Below are 16,746 nucleotides of genomic sequence, written 5' to 3'. Positions count from 1 at the left end.
CGCGCCCGCGCGAAGGACATCCGCGGGCGCATGGCGCCGACGTCAGGCCGGCGGCGCAGGCCACTACATTTTCGGTTGACCGCACCCGGGGACCCCACTATCTTGTGGCCGTCGGTTCTCCGCGCCTGGCGCGGGGATGAAAAGGGAAGCCCGGTGACGCCCGTCCATCGCGACGCGGCCAGTCCGGCACTGCCCCGCAGCGGTAACCGGGAACGAACCCGCCACCAGCACTGGAGCCTGCGCTCCGGGAAGCGGCGGGGGAGGTGGACGCCCCAGGCGTTCCGGACCCGGGAGTCCGAAGACCTGCCGACAGCCGCGCGCATGCACGCCGCGCGGTGCCGGCCGCGGAATCTCCGGGGGGAGATGGCTGGTGGAGCAGTCCGGGCCGCGCCCTGCGCCGTCCCGGGTTCTGCGACGCCGCTTGTCCACCCTGCCTCCAACGCCACGCCCGCCTGCGAGGGACAGGCCGGTCGTGCGACACCGCGGAGGACGCATGCCCCAGATCCACGACACCCCAGACACCGTCGCCACCGCCAGCGCGGGCCGGAACCGGGCGACGACGCCCGGCGAGCCCGCCGATGCCGCCCGCGCGCCATCGGACGGCGCCGACGGCGGCGACACGATCCCCACCCCGCGGGCCGACGCCACGCCCGGGGCCGACGCGGCCACCGGCCAGTGCGTCGACACCTGGATCACCAAGGAAGCCGGCAACCGCCGCATGCCGTTCGACCGCGCCCGGCTTGAGCGTGCCATCGACCGCGTCCATGCCGAGTTCCCCGCGCTCGACGTCACCGACTACAAGCGCAGCGTGCTGGGCTTCGTCGAGCGCAAGGAGGCGCTCAGCGCCGACGACCTCACCGACCACCTGATCCGCGAGGCCGAGGCCCGGGTCGACGTGGCCGCGCCGGAATGGGAGCTGTTCGCCGCGCGCCTGTACCTGCACCGGCTGTACAAGCGCGCCAGCCGCAACCGCTTCTACGACGTCGAGCAGAAGTACGGCTCCTACGTCGGCCTGCAGGAATCGCTGGCCGACCGCAACATCTATTCCAACGACATCCTGCGCGCCTACTCCAAGGAGGAGCTGCAGGACGCCGCGCGCATGATCGATCCGGATCGCGACCGGCTGTTCGCGTACAACGGCCTGTACCTGCTGGCCACGCGCTACCTGGCCACCGACCACGCGCGCAATGTCTACGAGCTGCCGCAGGAGCGCTGGCTGACCATCGCCCTGTACCTGATGCAGGACGAACGCCCGCGCGAGCGCCGCATGCAGCTGGTGGGCGAGGCCTACTGGGCGCTCTCGAACCTGTTCATGACGGTGGCCACGCCGACCCTGCAGAACGCGGGCAAGGTGGGCGGCCAGCTGTCGAGCTGCTTCATCGACACCGTCGACGATTCGCTGCAGGGCATCTACGACTCCAACACCGACATCGCCCGCGTGTCCAAGGGCGGCGGCGGCGTGGGCGCCTACCTCGGCTACGTGCGCGCCGCCGGCGCGCCGATCCGCGGCGTGCCCAACTCCTCCGGCGGCGTGGTGCCGTGGATCAAGCAGCTCAACAACACCGCGGTGTCGGTGGACCAGCTCGGCCAGCGCAAGGGCGCGGTGGCGGTGTACCTGGACATCTGGCACCGCGACATCGAGGCCTTCCTCGACCTGCGCCTCAACAACGGCGACCAGCGCCTGCGCGCGCACGACGTGTTCACCTCGGTCTGCATCCCCGACCTGTTCATGGAGGCGGTGGAGCGCCGCGGCGACTGGTACCTGTTCTGCCCGTACGAGGTGAAGCGGGTGAAGGGCTGGTACCTGCAGGACTTCTACGACGAAACGCGGGGCGCGGGCAGCTTCCGGGCAAGGTACGAGGAAGTCGTCGCCGACGAACGCATCCCGCGCAGGACCGTCAAGGCGATCGACCTGTTCAAGCGGATCATGGTCTCGCAGCTGGAGACCGGCAACCCGTTCATGTTCTACCGAGACGAGGTCAACCGGAAGAACCCGAACAGGCACGCCGGCATGGTGTACTCGTCAAACCTGTGCACCGAGATCCTGCAGAACATGAGCCCGACCCGGCTCATGCAGGAAATCATCTCCGGCAACCAGATCGTGACCACGAAGCAGGCCGGCGATTTCGTGGTCTGCAACCTGTCCTCGATCAACCTCGGCCGCGCCGTCGTCCCGCAGGATGGCCAGGGCGACCTGATCACCGACGTTCTGGAGCGGCTGATTCCGATCCAGGTGCGCATGCTCGACAACGTGATCGAGCTCAACGCGCTCCCGGTGCCGCAGGCGACCATCACCAACCGCAAGTACCGCGCGATCGGGCTGGGCACGTTCGGCTGGCACCACCTGCTGGCGCTCAAGGGCATCCACTGGAACGATCCCGAGGCCGAAGGCTTCAGCGATGCGCTGTACGAGCGGATCAACTTCCTGACCATCCAGGCCAGCATGGAACTGGCGAAGGAAAAAGGCACCTATCCGGCGTTCACCGGCAGCGACTGGCACACCGGCGCCTACTTCCGCGACCGCGGATACGTCTCACCGCAGTGGCTGGACCTGGCGGCGCAGGTGGCGGTGAACGGCCTGCGCAACGGCTGGCTGCTGGCGGTGGCGCCGAACATGTCGACCGCGCAGATCGCCGGCAGCACCGCCTCGATCGACCCGATCTACTCGGCCTTCTACTACGAGGAAAAGAAGGACTATCGCCGGCCGGTGGCGGCGCCGGGGCTGTCGCTGGAGACCTGGCCGTACTACGGAAAGGGCGCCTACCAGGTCGACCAGTTCGCCTCGGTGCGCCAGAACGCGCGACGCCAGCGCCATGTCGACCAGTCAGTCAGCTTCAACTTCTACGTGCCCGCGACGATCCGCGCCTCGACCCTGCTGGAGCTGCACATGACGGCGTGGCGGGAAGGGCTGAAGACGACGTACTACGTGCGCTCGAACGATATCGATATCGACGAGTGCGAATGGTGCAGTAGCTAAAGCGCATTCGCGCTTTCGCTTCCACGGTTCGCATGGCGAACCGTGGACCCTGCACTCATCGAACAGCCACACCCCTGCGCCTTCGGCGCGCCCCCCTGACTCAGGGGGGCTTTCCTCCCGACAGATCCGTTCGCCCGCAATCGGAGAAGAGCAAGCCAATCATGTCCGCCACCGCACCGCTCACCCGTACCCCGCTCGAGCGCATCCGCATCCTCGAGCCGCGCCATCCGAACCGCTCGACCGGGATCATCAACGGCCGCACCTCGGGCATCCTCAACTGGAACGACATTCCGTATCCGTCGTTCTACCGCGCCTACAAGGAGCTTTCGACCAACTTCTGGATCCCCGACGAGGTCGACATGAAGGGCGATGCGCGCCAGTACGGCGAGCTGTCGGCGCGCGAGAAGTACGCCTTCGATTCGATCATCGGCCTGCTGGCCACGCTCGACTCGCCGCAGACGCGCTTCATCTACAACGTCGCCGAGTACATCACCGACCCGGCCGCGCACGCCAACGCCGCGATCATCGGCCAGCAGGAGGTGATCCACAACGAGAGCTACAGCTACGTGCTGGCCTCGATCACCGACCTGGCCAACCAGAACCGGATCTTCGAGATCGCGCGCACCCATCCGACCATCCTGCGCCGCAACGCGCCGATCATGGCGTCCTACGACGACTTCATGCGCGAGAAGACCGCCGAGACCCTGCTGCGTTCGCTGATCCAGTCCTCGATCCTCGAGGGCATCAACTTCTATTCCGGCTTCGCCTACTTCTACAACCTGGTGCGGCAGAACCGGATGACCGGCACCGGCAAGATCATCAGCTTCATCAACCGCGACGAGCTGGCCCACACCAAGTTCATCAGCGAGGTGATCCGCGCCATCGTCGGCGAGAACCCGGAGCTGCAGACCGACGAACTGGCCGACTACGTGCACACGGCCTTCGCCCACGCGATCGAGCTGGAGACGCAGTGGACCGGCGAGGTGCTCGACGGCATCGACGGCATCGACGTCGACGAGATGATCCGCTACGTGAAGTACCGCGCCAACAAGATGGCCGGCATGCTCGGCATCGAGCAGCTGTACCCCGGCGCCGGCGACAACGTGATGCCCTGGATCCGCGCCTACGCCGACAACTTCACCGAGACCAAGACCGACTTCTTCGAGATGCGCAATGCCTCGTACAAGAAGACCAATGCGGACAACGGTTTCGACGATCTGTGATTCGGGCGTGATTGGTGATTGGTGATTGGTGATTGGTGATTGGTGATTCGATGAAGCGTGAGTATGTCCGGCAACCCACGACCGCAAATCGCAGCATGCGCATCCTGATTGCCTTCGCTTCGCTCAGCGGCAACACGCGCGACCTCGCGCGGATGGTGCGCGCGCGCTGCCAGTTGCGCGGGCATGCGGTGAGCTGGGTCGAGGCCGACATCGCCGGGCTCGCCGCAGCCGGCGCCGACCCGCGCCATGACGCCTACCTGCTTGGCGCCTGGACCGACAACGGCGGACGCACGCCGGCGGAGATGAAGCGCTTCATCGCCGAACTGGTCGAGGCGGTGGGCAAGCCGCGCCATGTCGCGGTCTTCGGCACCGGCGAGACCCAGTGGGGCGAGGCCTACTACTGCGGCGCAGTGCGGCGAATGGCGCGCTTCTTCGGCTCGCCCCATCCGCGACTGGAGATCGAGCAGATGCCGCACGGCGCGCGCGACGCGCACCGGATCCAGCAATGGACGGACCAGATCCTGACATCCATCGAGAACACGCCCGATGCAGACCCTGCACGCATCATCGCCTGACGACTATTTCGCCACCCTCGCCGCGCACCCGCGCCTGCTGGTGGACTACTACAAGGACGACTGCCCCGGCTGCCGGATGCTGGACATGTCGCTGCAGAAGTTCGCCGGCGAGTCCGCCGCCGCGGGACTGGTCCTGCTCAAGGTCAAGCTGGAGACGGTGGGCGAGGAATTCTTCCGCGCGCTCGGGCTGCGCCAGACGCCCACGCTCGCGCTGTTCGACCGCGGCGCCGAGGCCAGGCGGCTGCCCGGGTTCCAGGCGCCCGGCCAGATCCTGCGCGAGGTACAGCTGTGGCTGCCGGTCGCCGAACCGGTGGACGCATAGACGCGCCCACGCCGTGCGCGCATGCGGCCGGAGGACGCCGGAGCGCGCATGCCCGGACCGTGCTGCGCGATCGCAAGGCCCCGCGTCCGCTCTGGCGGCATGGATGACCCGGCGGCTTCTCGATGTCCCGCGCTTCGCGCGGGACACGGTGGTCGCCGCGCCTGCGGGGCAGGACCTCCGGCGGCATCCGGCACGGCCGCTGGCCGCAGCGTTGTCGGCGTGCTGGACGACGGCCCGCGGTGCAGTGGGAGCGGGCATGGCCGGCGCCCTGCGCCCCCTTGCGCGCGAGGCTGCACCGTGACGGCACGCTGGACGGGGCGGATGCTGCGCTCACGCCGCGTTGGCGGGCGCGCCGCGATCCTGCCGTCCCGGCCGGCGGCGGCCATTGGCGAAGGCGCGACGTGGACGAGACCAGCCCCACCATGACCCATCTCTTCGAGCAGCTGGGCCTGGATGCCGGCCCGGAGGCGATCGCCGGCTTCATCGGCGCGCACCAGCTGCCTGGCGAGGTGCACGTCCACGAGGCGCCGTTCTGGAACGCGGGCCAGCGACAGTTCCTGGCCGAGAGCATCGGCGCCGACGCGAAGTGGGCCATCGTGGTCGACCAGCTCAACGAGTCGCTGCACGCTGACGCGGTCCGGCACCAGACGGGATTCTGACGGGGCGCCTTTCGTTGCCGGCGCAACCGAAACTGCGGGCATCCCCGTCGCTGTGACATAGTCCCGCGCCCGCCTTCCGCCGCGACGCGATGTCCCGCGACCACATCCTGACCCTGTCCTGCCCCGACCGCACCGGCATCGTCCACGGCGTGTCGGGCCTGCTGTTCGAGCATGGCTGCAACATCATCGACGCCCAGCAGTTCGGCGATCCCGAATCCGGGCGCTTCTTCCTGCGCGTACATTTCGACGTGCCGGCGAGTACGCCGGTGGACACGGTGCGCGAGGCCTTCGCGCCGCTGGCCGCCGCGCACGCCATGGACTGGGCCATGCACGACGCGCGCAGGCGCGCGCGCCTGCTGGTGCTGGTGAGCCGGCAGGGCCACTGCCTCAACGACCTGCTGTTTCGCACCCACAGCCGGCAGCTGCGCGCCGACATCGCCGCGGTGGCCTCCAACCACGCCGATTACGCCCGGCTGGCCGGCAGCTACGGCGTGCCGTTCCACCATTTCCCGGTGGACGCCGGCACGCGCGAGGCGCAGGAGCAGCGGATCCTCGACCTGGTCGAGCGCGAGCGCATCGACCTGGTCGTGCTGGCGCGCTACATGCAGATCCTCTCGCCGCGGCTGTGCGAGGCGCTGGCCGGGCGCGCGATCAACATCCACCACAGCTTCCTGCCCAGCTTCAAGGGCGCGCAGCCCTACCACCAGGCGCACGCGCGCGGGGTCAAGATCATCGGCGCCACCGCGCACTACGTGACGCCCGACCTCGACGAAGGCCCGATCATCGACCAGGACGTGGCCCACGTGGACCACGCGATGACCCCGGCGGCGCTGATCCGCATCGGCAGCGACGTCGAGTCGCGGGTGCTGGCGCGCGCGGTGCGCCTGCACGTGGAGCACCGGATCCTGCTCAACGGCCATCGCACGGTGGTGTTCCGCTGACGCCCCCACGCTGCGCGGCGCGTCAGCAGATCCACAGCATCGCGTTCGCAGCGACGCATATTCCGGGGCACCCGGGGGCCGCAGCACGGTCCGCCGCGTGCTGCACGGCGCCTCCGGGTCCAGACGAAGATCGCGCGGTCCCGCCCGTCCGGAAGGTCCGGCCTTGACCGACGCCCCAACCAGGCGTACCGTCCACGCCGCCAAGGTATGTATCGCTTAATCTCGATAGAGCGATATGTTCAAAAGGGAAGCCGGTAGGACCCCCGGGTCGAAGCCGGCACTGCCCCGCAGCGGTATGTGGAAACGACCTTCGCCATGAAGCACTGGGCCATGCCCGGGAAGCGGCGAACAGTAGGAAGGGCGAGAACCGTCCTGTGTCCACGAGTCCGAAGACCTGCCTGGCCGGAGAACGATCTCCGTCGACCTGGCGCCCGTGGGAGGTGCGGGGAGCCGTGCCCCTCGACCGGGCGCGTGTCTTCGCGCGTGTCTCACGGCTCCGAATCGCCCGAGGGGGCGACCACGAATCGAGGATGACACGCACATGACCACCGTATGCAACCTGGGCTTCCCGCGCATCGGCCTGCGACGGGAGCTGAAGAAGGCTGTCGAAGCCTACTGGCGCGGCGACGCCACCGCCGCACAGCTGCACGACCAGGCCAGGACACTCCGGCTGAGGCACTGGCAGCTCCAGCACGCCACTGGCGCGGACGTCGTGCCCTGCAACGATTTCTCGCTGTACGACCACGTGCTGGACACGGCCGTGCTGTTCGACGCCGTCCCGCAGCGTTACAGGTCGCTGCTCGAATCGGACCCCCTGCGCGGCTACTTCGCGATGGCGCGCGGCGACCAGCGCGATGGGCTCGACCTGCCTGCGCTGGAAATGACCAAGTGGTTCGACACGAACTACCACTACCTGGTCCCGGAACTCGAGGCTCGACAGTCGTTCCGGCTGCGCGGCGACAAGCCGGTCGCCGAGTTCATCGAGGCGCGCGACGCAGGCGCGAAGGCACGCCCGGTGCTGCTGGGTCCAGTGAGCTTCCTGCTGCTGTCCAAGTGCGTCGATGGCAGTCGGCCGCTGGAGCTGCTGCCGGCGCTGCTGCCTGTCTACGCGCAACTGCTGGTTGCGCTGCGACGCGCGGGCGCCGAGTGGGTGCAACTGGATGAGCCCTGCCTGGTGCTCGACCTCGACGAAGATGCGGCCCAGGCCTTCCAGCATGCCTACGCTGTGCTCACAAAAGCCGGCGGGCCGAAGCTGCTGCTGGCGACGTATTTCGGGCCGCTCGGACCGCGCCTGCCGCTTGCCGCATCGCTGCCGGTCGATGGCCTGCACGTGGATCTGGTGCGTGCGCCCGAGCAGCTGGACGCGGTGCTGGACGCACTGCGCGTGGAGTGTGTGCTGTCGCTGGGGGTTGTCGACGGGCGTAACATCTGGCGGACCGATCTCGATCGGGCGGTGACGCTTGTCCGCTCGGCCGCGGACAGAATCGGCAACGACCGCCTGCAGGTGGCGCCCTCGTGTTCGCTGCTGCACGTCCCCATCGACGCGAGCCTCGAAACCGGGCTGGCGGGCGAACTGCGCGGCTGGCTCGCCTTCGCCAGGGAGAAGATCGGCGAGCTGCGCGTGATGGCCGACGCCGTGAACGGCCTCGCATCGGCCGGCGCCACGCTGGAGCTCGCGCGCGAGCGTCTCCAGGCCCGCCGCGGCTCGCGCCGTGTCCACCGTCCCGAGGTGGCCGCGCGGGTCGCCGGCGTGTCGCCGGACGAGACCCGCCGCGCGACGCCCTACGCCCAGCGGAGCAGGCTGCAGCAAGACCGCCTGCAGCTGCCGCCATTCCCGACCACAACGATCGGGTCGTTTCCCCAAACCCCTGAGATTCGCAAGGCGCGCGCCGCGTTCAGGGCTGGTCGGCTGGACGGGGCGGCGTACGAGGCCTTCCTCGAAGCGCAGACCGCGCGCTGCGTCGAGGCCCAGGAGCGTCTCGGCATCGACGTGCTGGTGCACGGCGAGTTCGAACGCAACGACATGGTCGAATACTTCGGCGAACAACTGGAAGGATTCGCCTTTACCCGCAATGGCTGGGTGCAGAGCTACGGCTCGCGCTGCGTGAAACCGCCGATCATCTACGGCGACGTGTCGCGTCCCGCGCCGATGACGGTGCGCTGGTCGACGCACGCGCAGTCGCTCACGCGCCGGCCGATGAAGGGCATGCTCACCGGCCCGGTGACGATGCTGCAGTGGTCGTTCGTGCGCGACGACCAGCCGCGCGCCGAGACCTGCCGGCAGATCGCGATCGCCCTGCGGGACGAAGTGGAGGACCTGGAGGCGGCGGGCATCGGCATCATCCAGGTCGACGAACCCGCTCTGCGCGAAGGCCTGCCCCTGCTGCGCCAGGACTGGGGCGAGTACCTCGGCTGGGCGGTGGAATGTTTCCGCATCACCACCGCGTCGGTGGGCGATTGCACGCAGATCCACACCCACATGTGCTATTCCGAGTTCAACGACATCATCGAAGCGGTCGCGGCGATGGATGCGGACGTGATCTCGATCGAAACCTCCCGCTCGCGCATGGAACTGCTGGATGCGTTCGTGCGGTTCCGCTATCCCAATGCGATCGGACCGGGCATCTACGACATCCATTCGCCGCGCGTGCCCGACCGCCGGGAAATGAGCGAACTGCTGCGCAAGGCCATGTCGGTCATCCCTGCCGACCAGCTCTGGGTCAATCCGGACTGCGGGCTCAAGACCCGCGGCTGGACCGAAACGATGGCCGCGCTTGAGGCGATGGTCGCGGCGGCCCGGGCGCTGCGCTCGGGCCAGGCCGCAGCGTAGGCGCCACGGCCTCCCGGCCGGATCACTCCTAGGCCAGCGATGCACCCACCGCGTTCAATGCGGCGCGCGTGGGTGCGTCGCCCTCCGGCGTCACCGGTCGGGTGAGCTGCCACAGGAAGCGCACGCGGAACCCGGCCTCGACCGCATCCTGCGCCGACCACAGCACGCAGTAGTCGCGCGCCAGGCCGCACATGTGCAGCTCCTCGATGCCGCGCTCGCGCAGCCAGCCGGCCAGGCCGGTCGGCGGGCGACTGCCGTCCGGGCCGATGTTCTCGCGCAGGGCGCTGTAGGAATCGACCTGGGGGTTGCTGCCCTTGCGCAGGACCAGGTCGAGCGGGCTCCAGTCCACGCGCGGATCCAGCGCCGCGCCCGGCGTGCCCTGCACGCAGTGGTCGGGCCACAGCACCTGGGGATGGCCGTGCAGTTCGACGGTGTCGAACGGCCGGCGGCCGGCATGGCTGGAAGCGAACGAGGCGTGTCCCGGCGGATGCCAGTCCTGGGTGGCGACCACGGTGCGGTAGCGGCGCGAGGCCAGCAGTCCGGCGATGCCCGGCACCACCGCATCGCCCTCGTGGCAGGGCAGGGCGCCGCCGGGCATGAAGTCCGGCTGCAGGTCGATGACGAGCAGGGCGGTGGTGTCGGGATGTTGCGACATCGGTCAGCCCTCGGAGCCCGGCGCGATGCCGGGCTCCGCGTGCGTCAGGCGATCGAAGCCTGGTAGATCGACTCGATCGACGCGTCCAGCGCCTGGTTGTAGGCCGCATCGTCCTGCTGCGCACTCAGGCCTTCGGTCAACGCGCGGCTGAAGCTGGCAATCACACCCGGGTTGCGGGCCAGGCGGGCGTTGGCCTCGTCGCGGCTGTAGCCGCCCGACAGCGCCACCACCTTGAGCACGGCCGGATGGTCGACCAGTTCCTGGAAGTAGCCGTCCACCTCGGGCAGGGTCAGCTTGAGCATCACCGGGGTGGCCGGATCGATCTTGTCCAGGCGCGCGAGCAGGCCCTGCTTGAGCGCGACCTCGATCGCCTGCTTGTCGACCGACTTGATGTCGACTTCCGGTTCGATGATCGGCACCAGGCCGGCGTCGAGCACCTGCTGGCCGAGTTCGAACTGCTGGTCCAGCACCGCGGCGATGCCCTGGGCGTTGTTGGCCTTGATGACCGAACGCTCCTTGGTGCCGAACACGCCCCTGGTCTTGGCCCGCGCCAGCAGGTCGGCCAGGCCCGGGATCGGCTTCATCAGCTGCACGCCGTCGGCCTCGTCGGCCAGGCCCTTGTCGATCTTCAGGAACGGCACCACGCCCTTGTCTTCCCACAGGTAGGCGACCGCGTTCTTGCCGGCGAAATCCTCGTCCATGGTGCGCTCGAACAGGATCGCGCCGAGCACGCGCTCGCCGCTGAAGGCCGGGCTGGTGACGATGCGGGTGCGCATCGCGTGGACCTGGTCGAACATCTCCTGCTCGTTCGAATACGCCGATTCGTCGACGCCGTAGAGCTTGAGCGCCTTGGGCGTGCTGCCGCCGCTCTGGTCGAGCGCGGCAATGAAGCCCTTGCCGGAGGCGATGCGGTCGCGTTGCTGGGGATTGATGGCCACGGTCGGGGTGTTCCTGTGCGATGGCGGGACATGCGCCGGAGCCGGGCATGATAGCGCCGCCCGCCGGCGGCTGCCGCCAGGAGGGAGCCCCGGACGCTGCGGCAATGCGCGCGCGGCGGGCGCCGCCGCCGCGGCCGCTCAGGCCTCGCGGTCTTCGGCCTCGCCGGCCGCTGCCGCCGCGAGGATCTCGCCGCTGTGCTGGCCCAGGGTGGGCGCGGCGAAGGGCTCGGGTCCCGGCGTGCGGCCGAAGCGGATCGGCCGCGCCACGCCGCGGTAGCTGCCCAGCACCGGATGCGGGATCTCGGCGATCATGCCCTCGGCCAGCACCTGCGGATGGTCGAACATGTCCTCGACCTGGCGCGCCGCGGCGCAGGGCACCTCGTCGGCGAAGATCCGCTCCCACTCCAGCGCGGCGTGCGCCTGCAGCGCCCGGTGCAGCTGCGGCAGGATCTCGTCGGCGTGCAGGGCGCGCTTGCGCACGCTGTCCAGGCGCGGGTCGTCGGCCAGCGCGTGCAGCCCGGTCTTCTCGCACAGCGCGCGCCAGAAGCGCGGCGTGTTCGCCGAGATGTAGAGGAAGCCCTCGCGCGTGGGATGGATGCCGGTCACGCCGCCCGAGCGCATGTCGCGGCTGATGTCGTGCCCCTCCCCCTGCGCCCAGACCATGCGCGCGGACTGCATGGTCAGCGCGCTGCGCAGCAGCGACACGCCCACGTACTGGCCCTGGCCGCTGCGCTCGCGCTCGTACAGCGCCGAGGACACGCCTGCGGCCAGCAGCGCGGCGGCGTAGTAGTCCACCACCGAGCCGTAGATCAGCTCCGGCGGGCCGCCGCGCTTGCCCTGCATGGCGCACATGCCGGTCATGGTCTGCAGCACCTGGTCGTAGCCGGCCTTGTCCTTCATCGGCCCGGTCTCGCCGTAGCCGGTGACGGCGCAGTAGACCAGGCGCGGATGCAGCGCCGACAGCGACTGGTAGCCGATGCCCAGCCGCTCGGGCACGCCGGGGCGGAAGTTGTGCACCAGCACGTCGGTCTCGCGCAGCAGCCGGTAAAGCACGGCGCGCTCGTCCTCGCGCTTGAGGTCCAGCACCACCCCGCGCTTGCTGCGGTTCACGCCGAGGAAGGCGCGGCTCTCGGCCTCCAGGGTGGAGGGATAGTTGCGCAGGTTGTCGCCGCCGGGCGGCTCGACCTTGATCACGTCCGCGCCCTGGTCGGCCAGCAGCGAGCAGCCGTAGGGCCCGGCGATGTAGGCGCTCAGGTCGAGCACCCGCACGCCGGACAGCGGACCGGCATCGCCGCCGCGGCCGTGGTGGAAGACAGGACTCAACGGGGCCTCCAGCGGGTCGTCCATGGTCGTGGATGCGCAAGTCTTGCCGATGCACCGGCGGCGTGACAGCGCGGGCGCCTATCTTCAGCGCACAGGGAATCTTGCTTGAGCGCGGGCATCGTCACAGCGCGCCGCAGTCGTCTTCGGCGCGGCCGTCCGGCGTGGGCGCCAGGTGCAGCCAGGTGAGGCGCCAGCTGCGGTCGCGCCGGTCGCCGATCGCGTACCAGGGCGCGAACTCCAGCGGCGCGCGATCGTCGAAATGCAGGCGCAGGCGGACGGCGTGCGCGCCTTGCGCCGGCGGCAGCTCCTCGATCCGCAGCGCGGCGTCGTCTTCTGGCAGGCGCACGGTTTCGCGCGGCTTGTAGCCGTCGACCAGGCCGGTGGCATAGGCCAGCGGACCGCGCGACAGCGCCAGCCAGGCGTTGTGCAGCACCTGCTGGCGCACCGGCGAGCCGTCGGGCGCGCGCGACTCCTGCACGTTGCGGTGCACGCGGCGGTGCACGCGCGGGCGCATCGGCAGCGCCAGCAGCAGCGCATCGCCGGGCGACCATGTGCGTTCGACGTCGGCGTATTCGCCGGCGACCACGCCGGCAGCGGGTTCGCCGCCGACCGCCAGCGTCGCGCCGTCGGCCCAGGCGGGCACGCGCAGGCGCAGGCGGAAATGCGCGGGCGCGTCGGACTCGACCTCGATGTGCACGCTGCCATCGAAGGGATAGCCGGTGCGCTGGCGCAACCGCACGCTGCCGCCTCCCGGCAGCGGCAGCCGCGCCTCGCCCGGGCCGAGCAGGTTGACCACCACGCCGGCGTCGTCGTGCGCCCAGGCCACCGCCGGCAGCTCCTCCAGCGCCATCGCGCCGCTGGACTTGCAGCAGCGCCAGTAGTTGGTGTGGATGCGGCGGCCGTTGGCGTAGGAGTAGTAGACCCAGTTTTCCCCGTCGGGCGCCTGCGCGCCGAGCAGGTCGTTGTAGGCGCTGCGCTCGATCTCCTCGGCATAGCGCGCCTGCCCGGTGATCGCCAGCAGCTCGCGGTTGAGCTGGATCCAGGCCAGCACCGAGCAGGTTTCGATGTAGGCCTCGGGGTCGAACACGCCGGCCGGGTTGAACACCTCGCGCGAGCGATGGCCGATGCCGCCGAACGGGCCGCCGCCGAGGCTCAGGTGATGGTCGCGGATCGCCTGCCACTGGCGGTCGACCGCCTCGCGGTAGTCGTCGCGGCCGGTGGCGCGGTGCAGGCGGGCCAGGCCGACCAGGTTCCAGCACAGCTGGTAGGCCTTGCCGGTGGCGATCTCGGAGGGGTCGGCGCCGCCCAGCGCGCGCTCGAGCAGGGCCAGGCGCGGGTTGGCGTCGGCCTGCGCGAGCACGCGTTCGGCAAGCTCCAGGTAGCGCGGCTCGCCGGTGAGCAGGTAGAGCTCGGCCGCCGGGTCGAGCAGCACCGTGGCCGACATGCCGTGGTGGTTGCCGACGCTGGTGATGTCCAGGCCGTCCCGGCAGAAGCTGCGCCAGCACAGGTCGGCGATGCGGCACGCGGCCTCCAGGTGCTGCGGCTGGCCGAAGCAGCGGTGCACTTCGACCAGGCCCAGCAGCAGGTAGCTGTGGGTCCAGATGTCCCAGGTGCGCAGCGCAGGCTCGCCGTTCCAGCTTTCCGGCTTCGGCGGCTGCGGCACCATGAAGCGGCGCTGCGGCGCGTAGTTGCCGAGGTAGCCGTCCGCGTCCTGGACCGCGGCCAGGTGGTCGGCCACCCCCAGCACGCGCGCGCGCAGCGGCGCGTCGTCGGCGCGCGCGGCGGCCTTGGCCGCGGCCGCCAGCCACTTGCCGGCGTGCTCGCCGTACCAGTCGCCTTCCTCGTTGTGCTCGCGGTGGGCGGGATCGAAGATCGCGATCGCCGGGCTGTCCGGCCCGGTGATGAAGTGCGACAGCCGCCCGCGCCGGTTGGCCTCCAGCGCCTCGCCCAGCAAGCCCTCGAGCCGCACCTGCCCCGGACGCGACAGCTGTTGCGCCTGCGCGCCGCGCTCAGCCACGGGCCGGCTCCGCGTCGACCACGCAGCGGAAGCCGATCGTGCCCGAACGGTCCTTGCACGGCGCCATCAGCAGGTACTTGCCGTGCTGGTCGAGCCGGTAGGCCTGCGGGAAGTACCAGTGCGAGGTCTGCGGCTGGTAGCTGCTGCCGCCGCGCAGGATCGCCGCGCGGGTGTGTTCGTCGACGAACTCGTCGGTCCACTGCCAGACGTGGCCGACCAGGTCCTCGACGCCGAACGGCGAGGCGCCCTGCGGGTGCTGGCCGATCCCGTCAGGCGGCAGCAGCCGGCGGCCGCGGTTGATCCGCGGCACGTAGGCCTCGTTCCAATCGTTGCCCCAGGGATACAGCCGGCCGTCGCCGCCCTGCGCCGCGTACTGCCATTCCCATTCGCGCGGCAGGCGCTTGCCGGCCCAGGCGGCGTAGGCGCGCGCATCCTCCAGCGACACCCAGGTCACCGGCCGATGCTCCCAGCCCGGGCGCGGCGCGCCGTCGACCCAGTGGCGCAGGAAGTTGGCCGCATCGCGCGGCGCGTAGCCGCTGTCCTGCAGGAAACGCTGGAACTGCGCATTGGTCACCGGGTGGCGGTCGATGTGGAACGCCGGCAGCTGCATGCGCCGGTGGTGGTGGCGGCGCGGACCGGGCTCCCAGGGGTACTGCACGTCCACGCCGGCCCAGTTGAAGCCCTCGATCTCGATGCCGTCGACCTTGAACAGGAACTCGCCCGCCGGCACCGTGACCATGCCCTCCGGCGCCGTGGCCTGCGGCGCGGTCGGCGCCACCTCGACCATCGTCTGCGGCAGCGCGCGCCAGGCGCCCGAATGGGCATTGAGCGGCTGCCGCGCCTGCGCGGCGATGGTGGCGAGGAAACCGTCGAGCCCCGGTTCCTCGACGCCCGGCGCCAGCGCCAGCACCGCGCCGAACCCGCGCGCCTCCATTCCCAGTTCGATCAGCGCCTGGCCGTCGACCACCCGCGGCGACAGCGCGCGCCCGTGCCAGACGTCGTAGTAGCGCGTGCCCTCGACATGCTCGACCGCGAACTGCTCGCCGTCGACGTCGTATTCGTTGCGGTTGGCCATCGTCCACAGCACCCGGCCCTCGCCGGGGAAGCGGCTGATGAACACGTTGCGCTGGGCGGTGAGCTGGTACGGCGCCCAGTCCATGCTGACCACCAGCGCGGGGAAGCGCCGGTAGATGGTGGCGATGCGGCGCAGCGCCTCGGCATTGCGCGGAGTGAACTGGTTCCAGATGCCCCAGATGTTTTCCCAGGCGTTGTAGCCGATGCCATTGAGGAAGCAGTACTGCAGGTCGTGGGTGCGGTCGCGGCCCCAGCGGTTCTCGTAGTTCACCATGTGGCGCGGCTCGAGCCACTTCCACTTCGACACCGGCGGCACCGGGCCGTCGGGCGCCTTCTTGCCCCAGCTCTGCACGTTCCAGATCAGCTGCTCCTCGGCGCTGATCGTGGATTCGGGCTGCACCACCACCGGGTGGCCGATGCGGTCGCAGGCGTCGAAAAACGCGCGCGGCACGCCGTTGAAGGTATCGCCGTTGATGCCGTCGGCGCCGACCGCCTTGACGATCTCGGCCAGGCCTTCCCAGTGCGTGCAGCCCGGGTCGCGGGTGCCGTGGTCCCAGGGCTTGGCCGGCAGGAACACCTTGACCCCGCGGCGGTGGAAGGCGTCGACCGCCTGCTTGAGGCCTTCAAGGCCGCCGGGCAGGTCGTGCGCCAGGTCGAACTGGTTGCGGTCGTCGATGCCGATGTTGGGGTAGATGTACCAGACCAGCACCGAGTCCAGGCCGCCGAAGCGCGCTTCCAGGTCGTCGAGATAGCGGTCGACGGTGTACTGCCCGGTCTCGACGTCGAAGAAGTAGCGGTCCTCGACCATCATCTGCGCGTGCACGAAGTTGCGCTGCGCCCACTGCAGCTCCGGCCGCCGGTAGTTGGCGTCGTCGTAGCCGATGCGCACCAGGTGCTCGCGGCGCCAGTCGCGCAGCTCGGCCAGCCAGTCGGCCGAGCTCTCGTTGGCGTCGATCATCCAGTGGCCGATGTCGGCGAACGGCCAGGCCGGCGCCTTGCCCGGGGTGGGCAGGTAGCGGCCGGTGGTGACGTGCGAGAACTTGTACTCGGTGCGCGGCGGCAGCGAGCCGTGGTCGGCGCCGTCGGGATCGTGCTCGGGGATGTCGTAGGGAGAAGTCATGGTGCGCTTGATCGTAGGGGAATGCGGGTCCTGCCGCAGGCATCGCGCAATGGCGGCGCGCTCGTCGCTCGGGGACGGCACATGCGGCGCCG

General features: G+C 70.0%; 12 protein-coding genes and 2 riboswitches. Of the genes, 7 read left to right on the top strand and 5 right to left on the bottom strand.

All coding sequences use genetic code 11. The features are described from left to right. Positions 1–95: 95 nt before the first annotated feature. Positions 96–325, top strand: a riboswitch (cobalamin riboswitch). 168 nt (positions 326–493) lie between these two features. The 7 genes from ACFQ2D_RS05125 (at position 494) to metE (ending at position 9,527) form a co-directional block, all read left to right on the top strand. Further along, a complete protein-coding gene (locus tag ACFQ2D_RS05125) occupies positions 494–2,977 on the top strand; it encodes a ribonucleoside-diphosphate reductase subunit alpha (RefSeq protein WP_280943616.1) in 2,484 nt (827 codons plus the stop codon). 161 nt (positions 2,978–3,138) lie between these two features. Next, positions 3,139–4,200 carry a ribonucleotide-diphosphate reductase subunit beta gene (locus ACFQ2D_RS05120; protein ID WP_280943617.1) on the top strand — a complete coding sequence of 354 codons (1,062 nt, stop codon included), beginning with the start codon at positions 3,139–3,141 and terminating at the stop codon, positions 4,198–4,200. Positions 4,201–4,295: 95 nt separating this feature from the next. Then, positions 4,296–4,775, top strand: coding sequence for a flavodoxin (locus tag ACFQ2D_RS05115; protein WP_280943618.1), 480 nt, complete (start codon positions 4,296–4,298; stop codon positions 4,773–4,775). Then, positions 4,747–5,097: a thioredoxin family protein gene (locus tag ACFQ2D_RS05110; protein ID WP_280943619.1), complete on the top strand. Its 351-nt coding sequence runs from the start codon at positions 4,747–4,749 to the stop codon at positions 5,095–5,097. Before ACFQ2D_RS05115 ends, ACFQ2D_RS05110 begins: the two co-directional genes overlap by 29 nt. Before the next feature lie 401 nt (positions 5,098–5,498). Then, positions 5,499–5,756, top strand: coding sequence for a DUF2789 domain-containing protein (locus ACFQ2D_RS05105; RefSeq protein WP_280943620.1), 258 nt, complete (start codon positions 5,499–5,501; stop codon positions 5,754–5,756). Positions 5,757–5,845: 89 nt separating this feature from the next. Then, positions 5,846–6,697: a formyltetrahydrofolate deformylase gene (gene purU, locus ACFQ2D_RS05100; RefSeq protein WP_280943621.1), complete on the top strand. Its 852-nt coding sequence runs from the start codon at positions 5,846–5,848 to the stop codon at positions 6,695–6,697. 186 nt (positions 6,698–6,883) lie between these two features. Next, positions 6,884–7,113, top strand: a riboswitch (cobalamin riboswitch). Positions 7,114–7,238: 125 nt separating this feature from the next. Further along, positions 7,239–9,527 (top strand): 5-methyltetrahydropteroyltriglutamate--homocysteine S-methyltransferase, encoded by a 2,289-nt coding sequence (gene metE / locus ACFQ2D_RS05095; RefSeq protein ID WP_280943712.1) that lies wholly within the window; start codon positions 7,239–7,241, stop codon positions 9,525–9,527. A 28-nt stretch (positions 9,528–9,555) separates the two neighbouring features. On the opposite strand, the gene pncA is transcribed toward metE, so the two are convergent. The 5 genes from pncA to ACFQ2D_RS05070 form a co-directional block, all read right to left on the bottom strand. Then, the gene (pncA, locus tag ACFQ2D_RS05090; RefSeq protein WP_280943622.1) at positions 9,556–10,182 is read right to left on the bottom strand and encodes a bifunctional nicotinamidase/pyrazinamidase; all 627 of its coding nucleotides are present in this window, start codon (positions 10,180–10,182) and stop codon (positions 9,556–9,558) included. A 44-nt stretch (positions 10,183–10,226) separates the two neighbouring features. Further along, positions 10,227–11,120 (bottom strand): fructose bisphosphate aldolase, encoded by an 894-nt coding sequence (locus ACFQ2D_RS05085; RefSeq protein ID WP_280943624.1) that lies wholly within the window; start codon positions 11,118–11,120, stop codon positions 10,227–10,229. 138 nt (positions 11,121–11,258) lie between these two features. Further along, positions 11,259–12,467 (bottom strand): CaiB/BaiF CoA transferase family protein, encoded by a 1,209-nt coding sequence (locus tag ACFQ2D_RS05080; RefSeq protein ID WP_280943625.1) that lies wholly within the window; start codon positions 12,465–12,467, stop codon positions 11,259–11,261. Between the two features lie 97 nt (positions 12,468–12,564). Further along, positions 12,565–14,460, bottom strand: a complete 1,896-nt coding sequence (locus ACFQ2D_RS05075) for a glycoside hydrolase family 127 protein (RefSeq protein ID WP_280943626.1) — start codon at positions 14,458–14,460, stop codon at positions 12,565–12,567. Further along, positions 14,453–16,654 carry a formylglycine-generating enzyme family protein gene (locus ACFQ2D_RS05070; protein ID WP_280943627.1) on the bottom strand — a complete coding sequence of 734 codons (2,202 nt, stop codon included), beginning with the start codon at positions 16,652–16,654 and terminating at the stop codon, positions 14,453–14,455. Before ACFQ2D_RS05070 ends, ACFQ2D_RS05075 begins: the two co-directional genes overlap by 8 nt. Positions 16,655–16,746: the final 92 nt, after the last annotated feature.

The organism is Luteimonas composti, assembly GCF_042678665.1.
Taxonomy (GTDB): Bacteria; Pseudomonadota; Gammaproteobacteria; order Xanthomonadales; family Xanthomonadaceae; genus Luteimonas; species Luteimonas composti.
The sequence above is the reverse complement of the archived record's forward strand: the minus strand, read 5'-3'. Positions and strand labels throughout refer to the sequence as shown.

Coding starts and splice junctions, on each gene's coding strand:
- ACFQ2D_RS05125 (WP_280943616.1), top strand. CDS start 494: ATGCCCCAGATCCACGACACCCCAGACACCGTCGCCACCGCCAGCGCG.
- ACFQ2D_RS05120 (WP_280943617.1), top strand. CDS start 3,139: ATGTCCGCCACCGCACCGCTCACCCGTACCCCGCTCGAGCGCATCCGC.
- ACFQ2D_RS05115 (WP_280943618.1), top strand. CDS start 4,296: ATGCGCATCCTGATTGCCTTCGCTTCGCTCAGCGGCAACACGCGCGAC.
- ACFQ2D_RS05110 (WP_280943619.1), top strand. CDS start 4,747: ATGCAGACCCTGCACGCATCATCGCCTGACGACTATTTCGCCACCCTC.
- purU (WP_280943621.1), top strand. CDS start 5,846: ATGTCCCGCGACCACATCCTGACCCTGTCCTGCCCCGACCGCACCGGC.
- metE (WP_280943712.1), top strand. CDS start 7,239: ATGACCACCGTATGCAACCTGGGCTTCCCGCGCATCGGCCTGCGACGG.
- pncA (WP_280943622.1), bottom strand. CDS start 10,182: ATGTCGCAACATCCCGACACCACCGCCCTGCTCGTCATCGACCTGCAG.
- ACFQ2D_RS05080 (WP_280943625.1), bottom strand. CDS start 12,467: ATGGACGACCCGCTGGAGGCCCCGTTGAGTCCTGTCTTCCACCACGGC.
- ACFQ2D_RS05070 (WP_280943627.1), bottom strand. CDS start 16,654: ATGACTTCTCCCTACGACATCCCCGAGCACGATCCCGACGGCGCCGAC.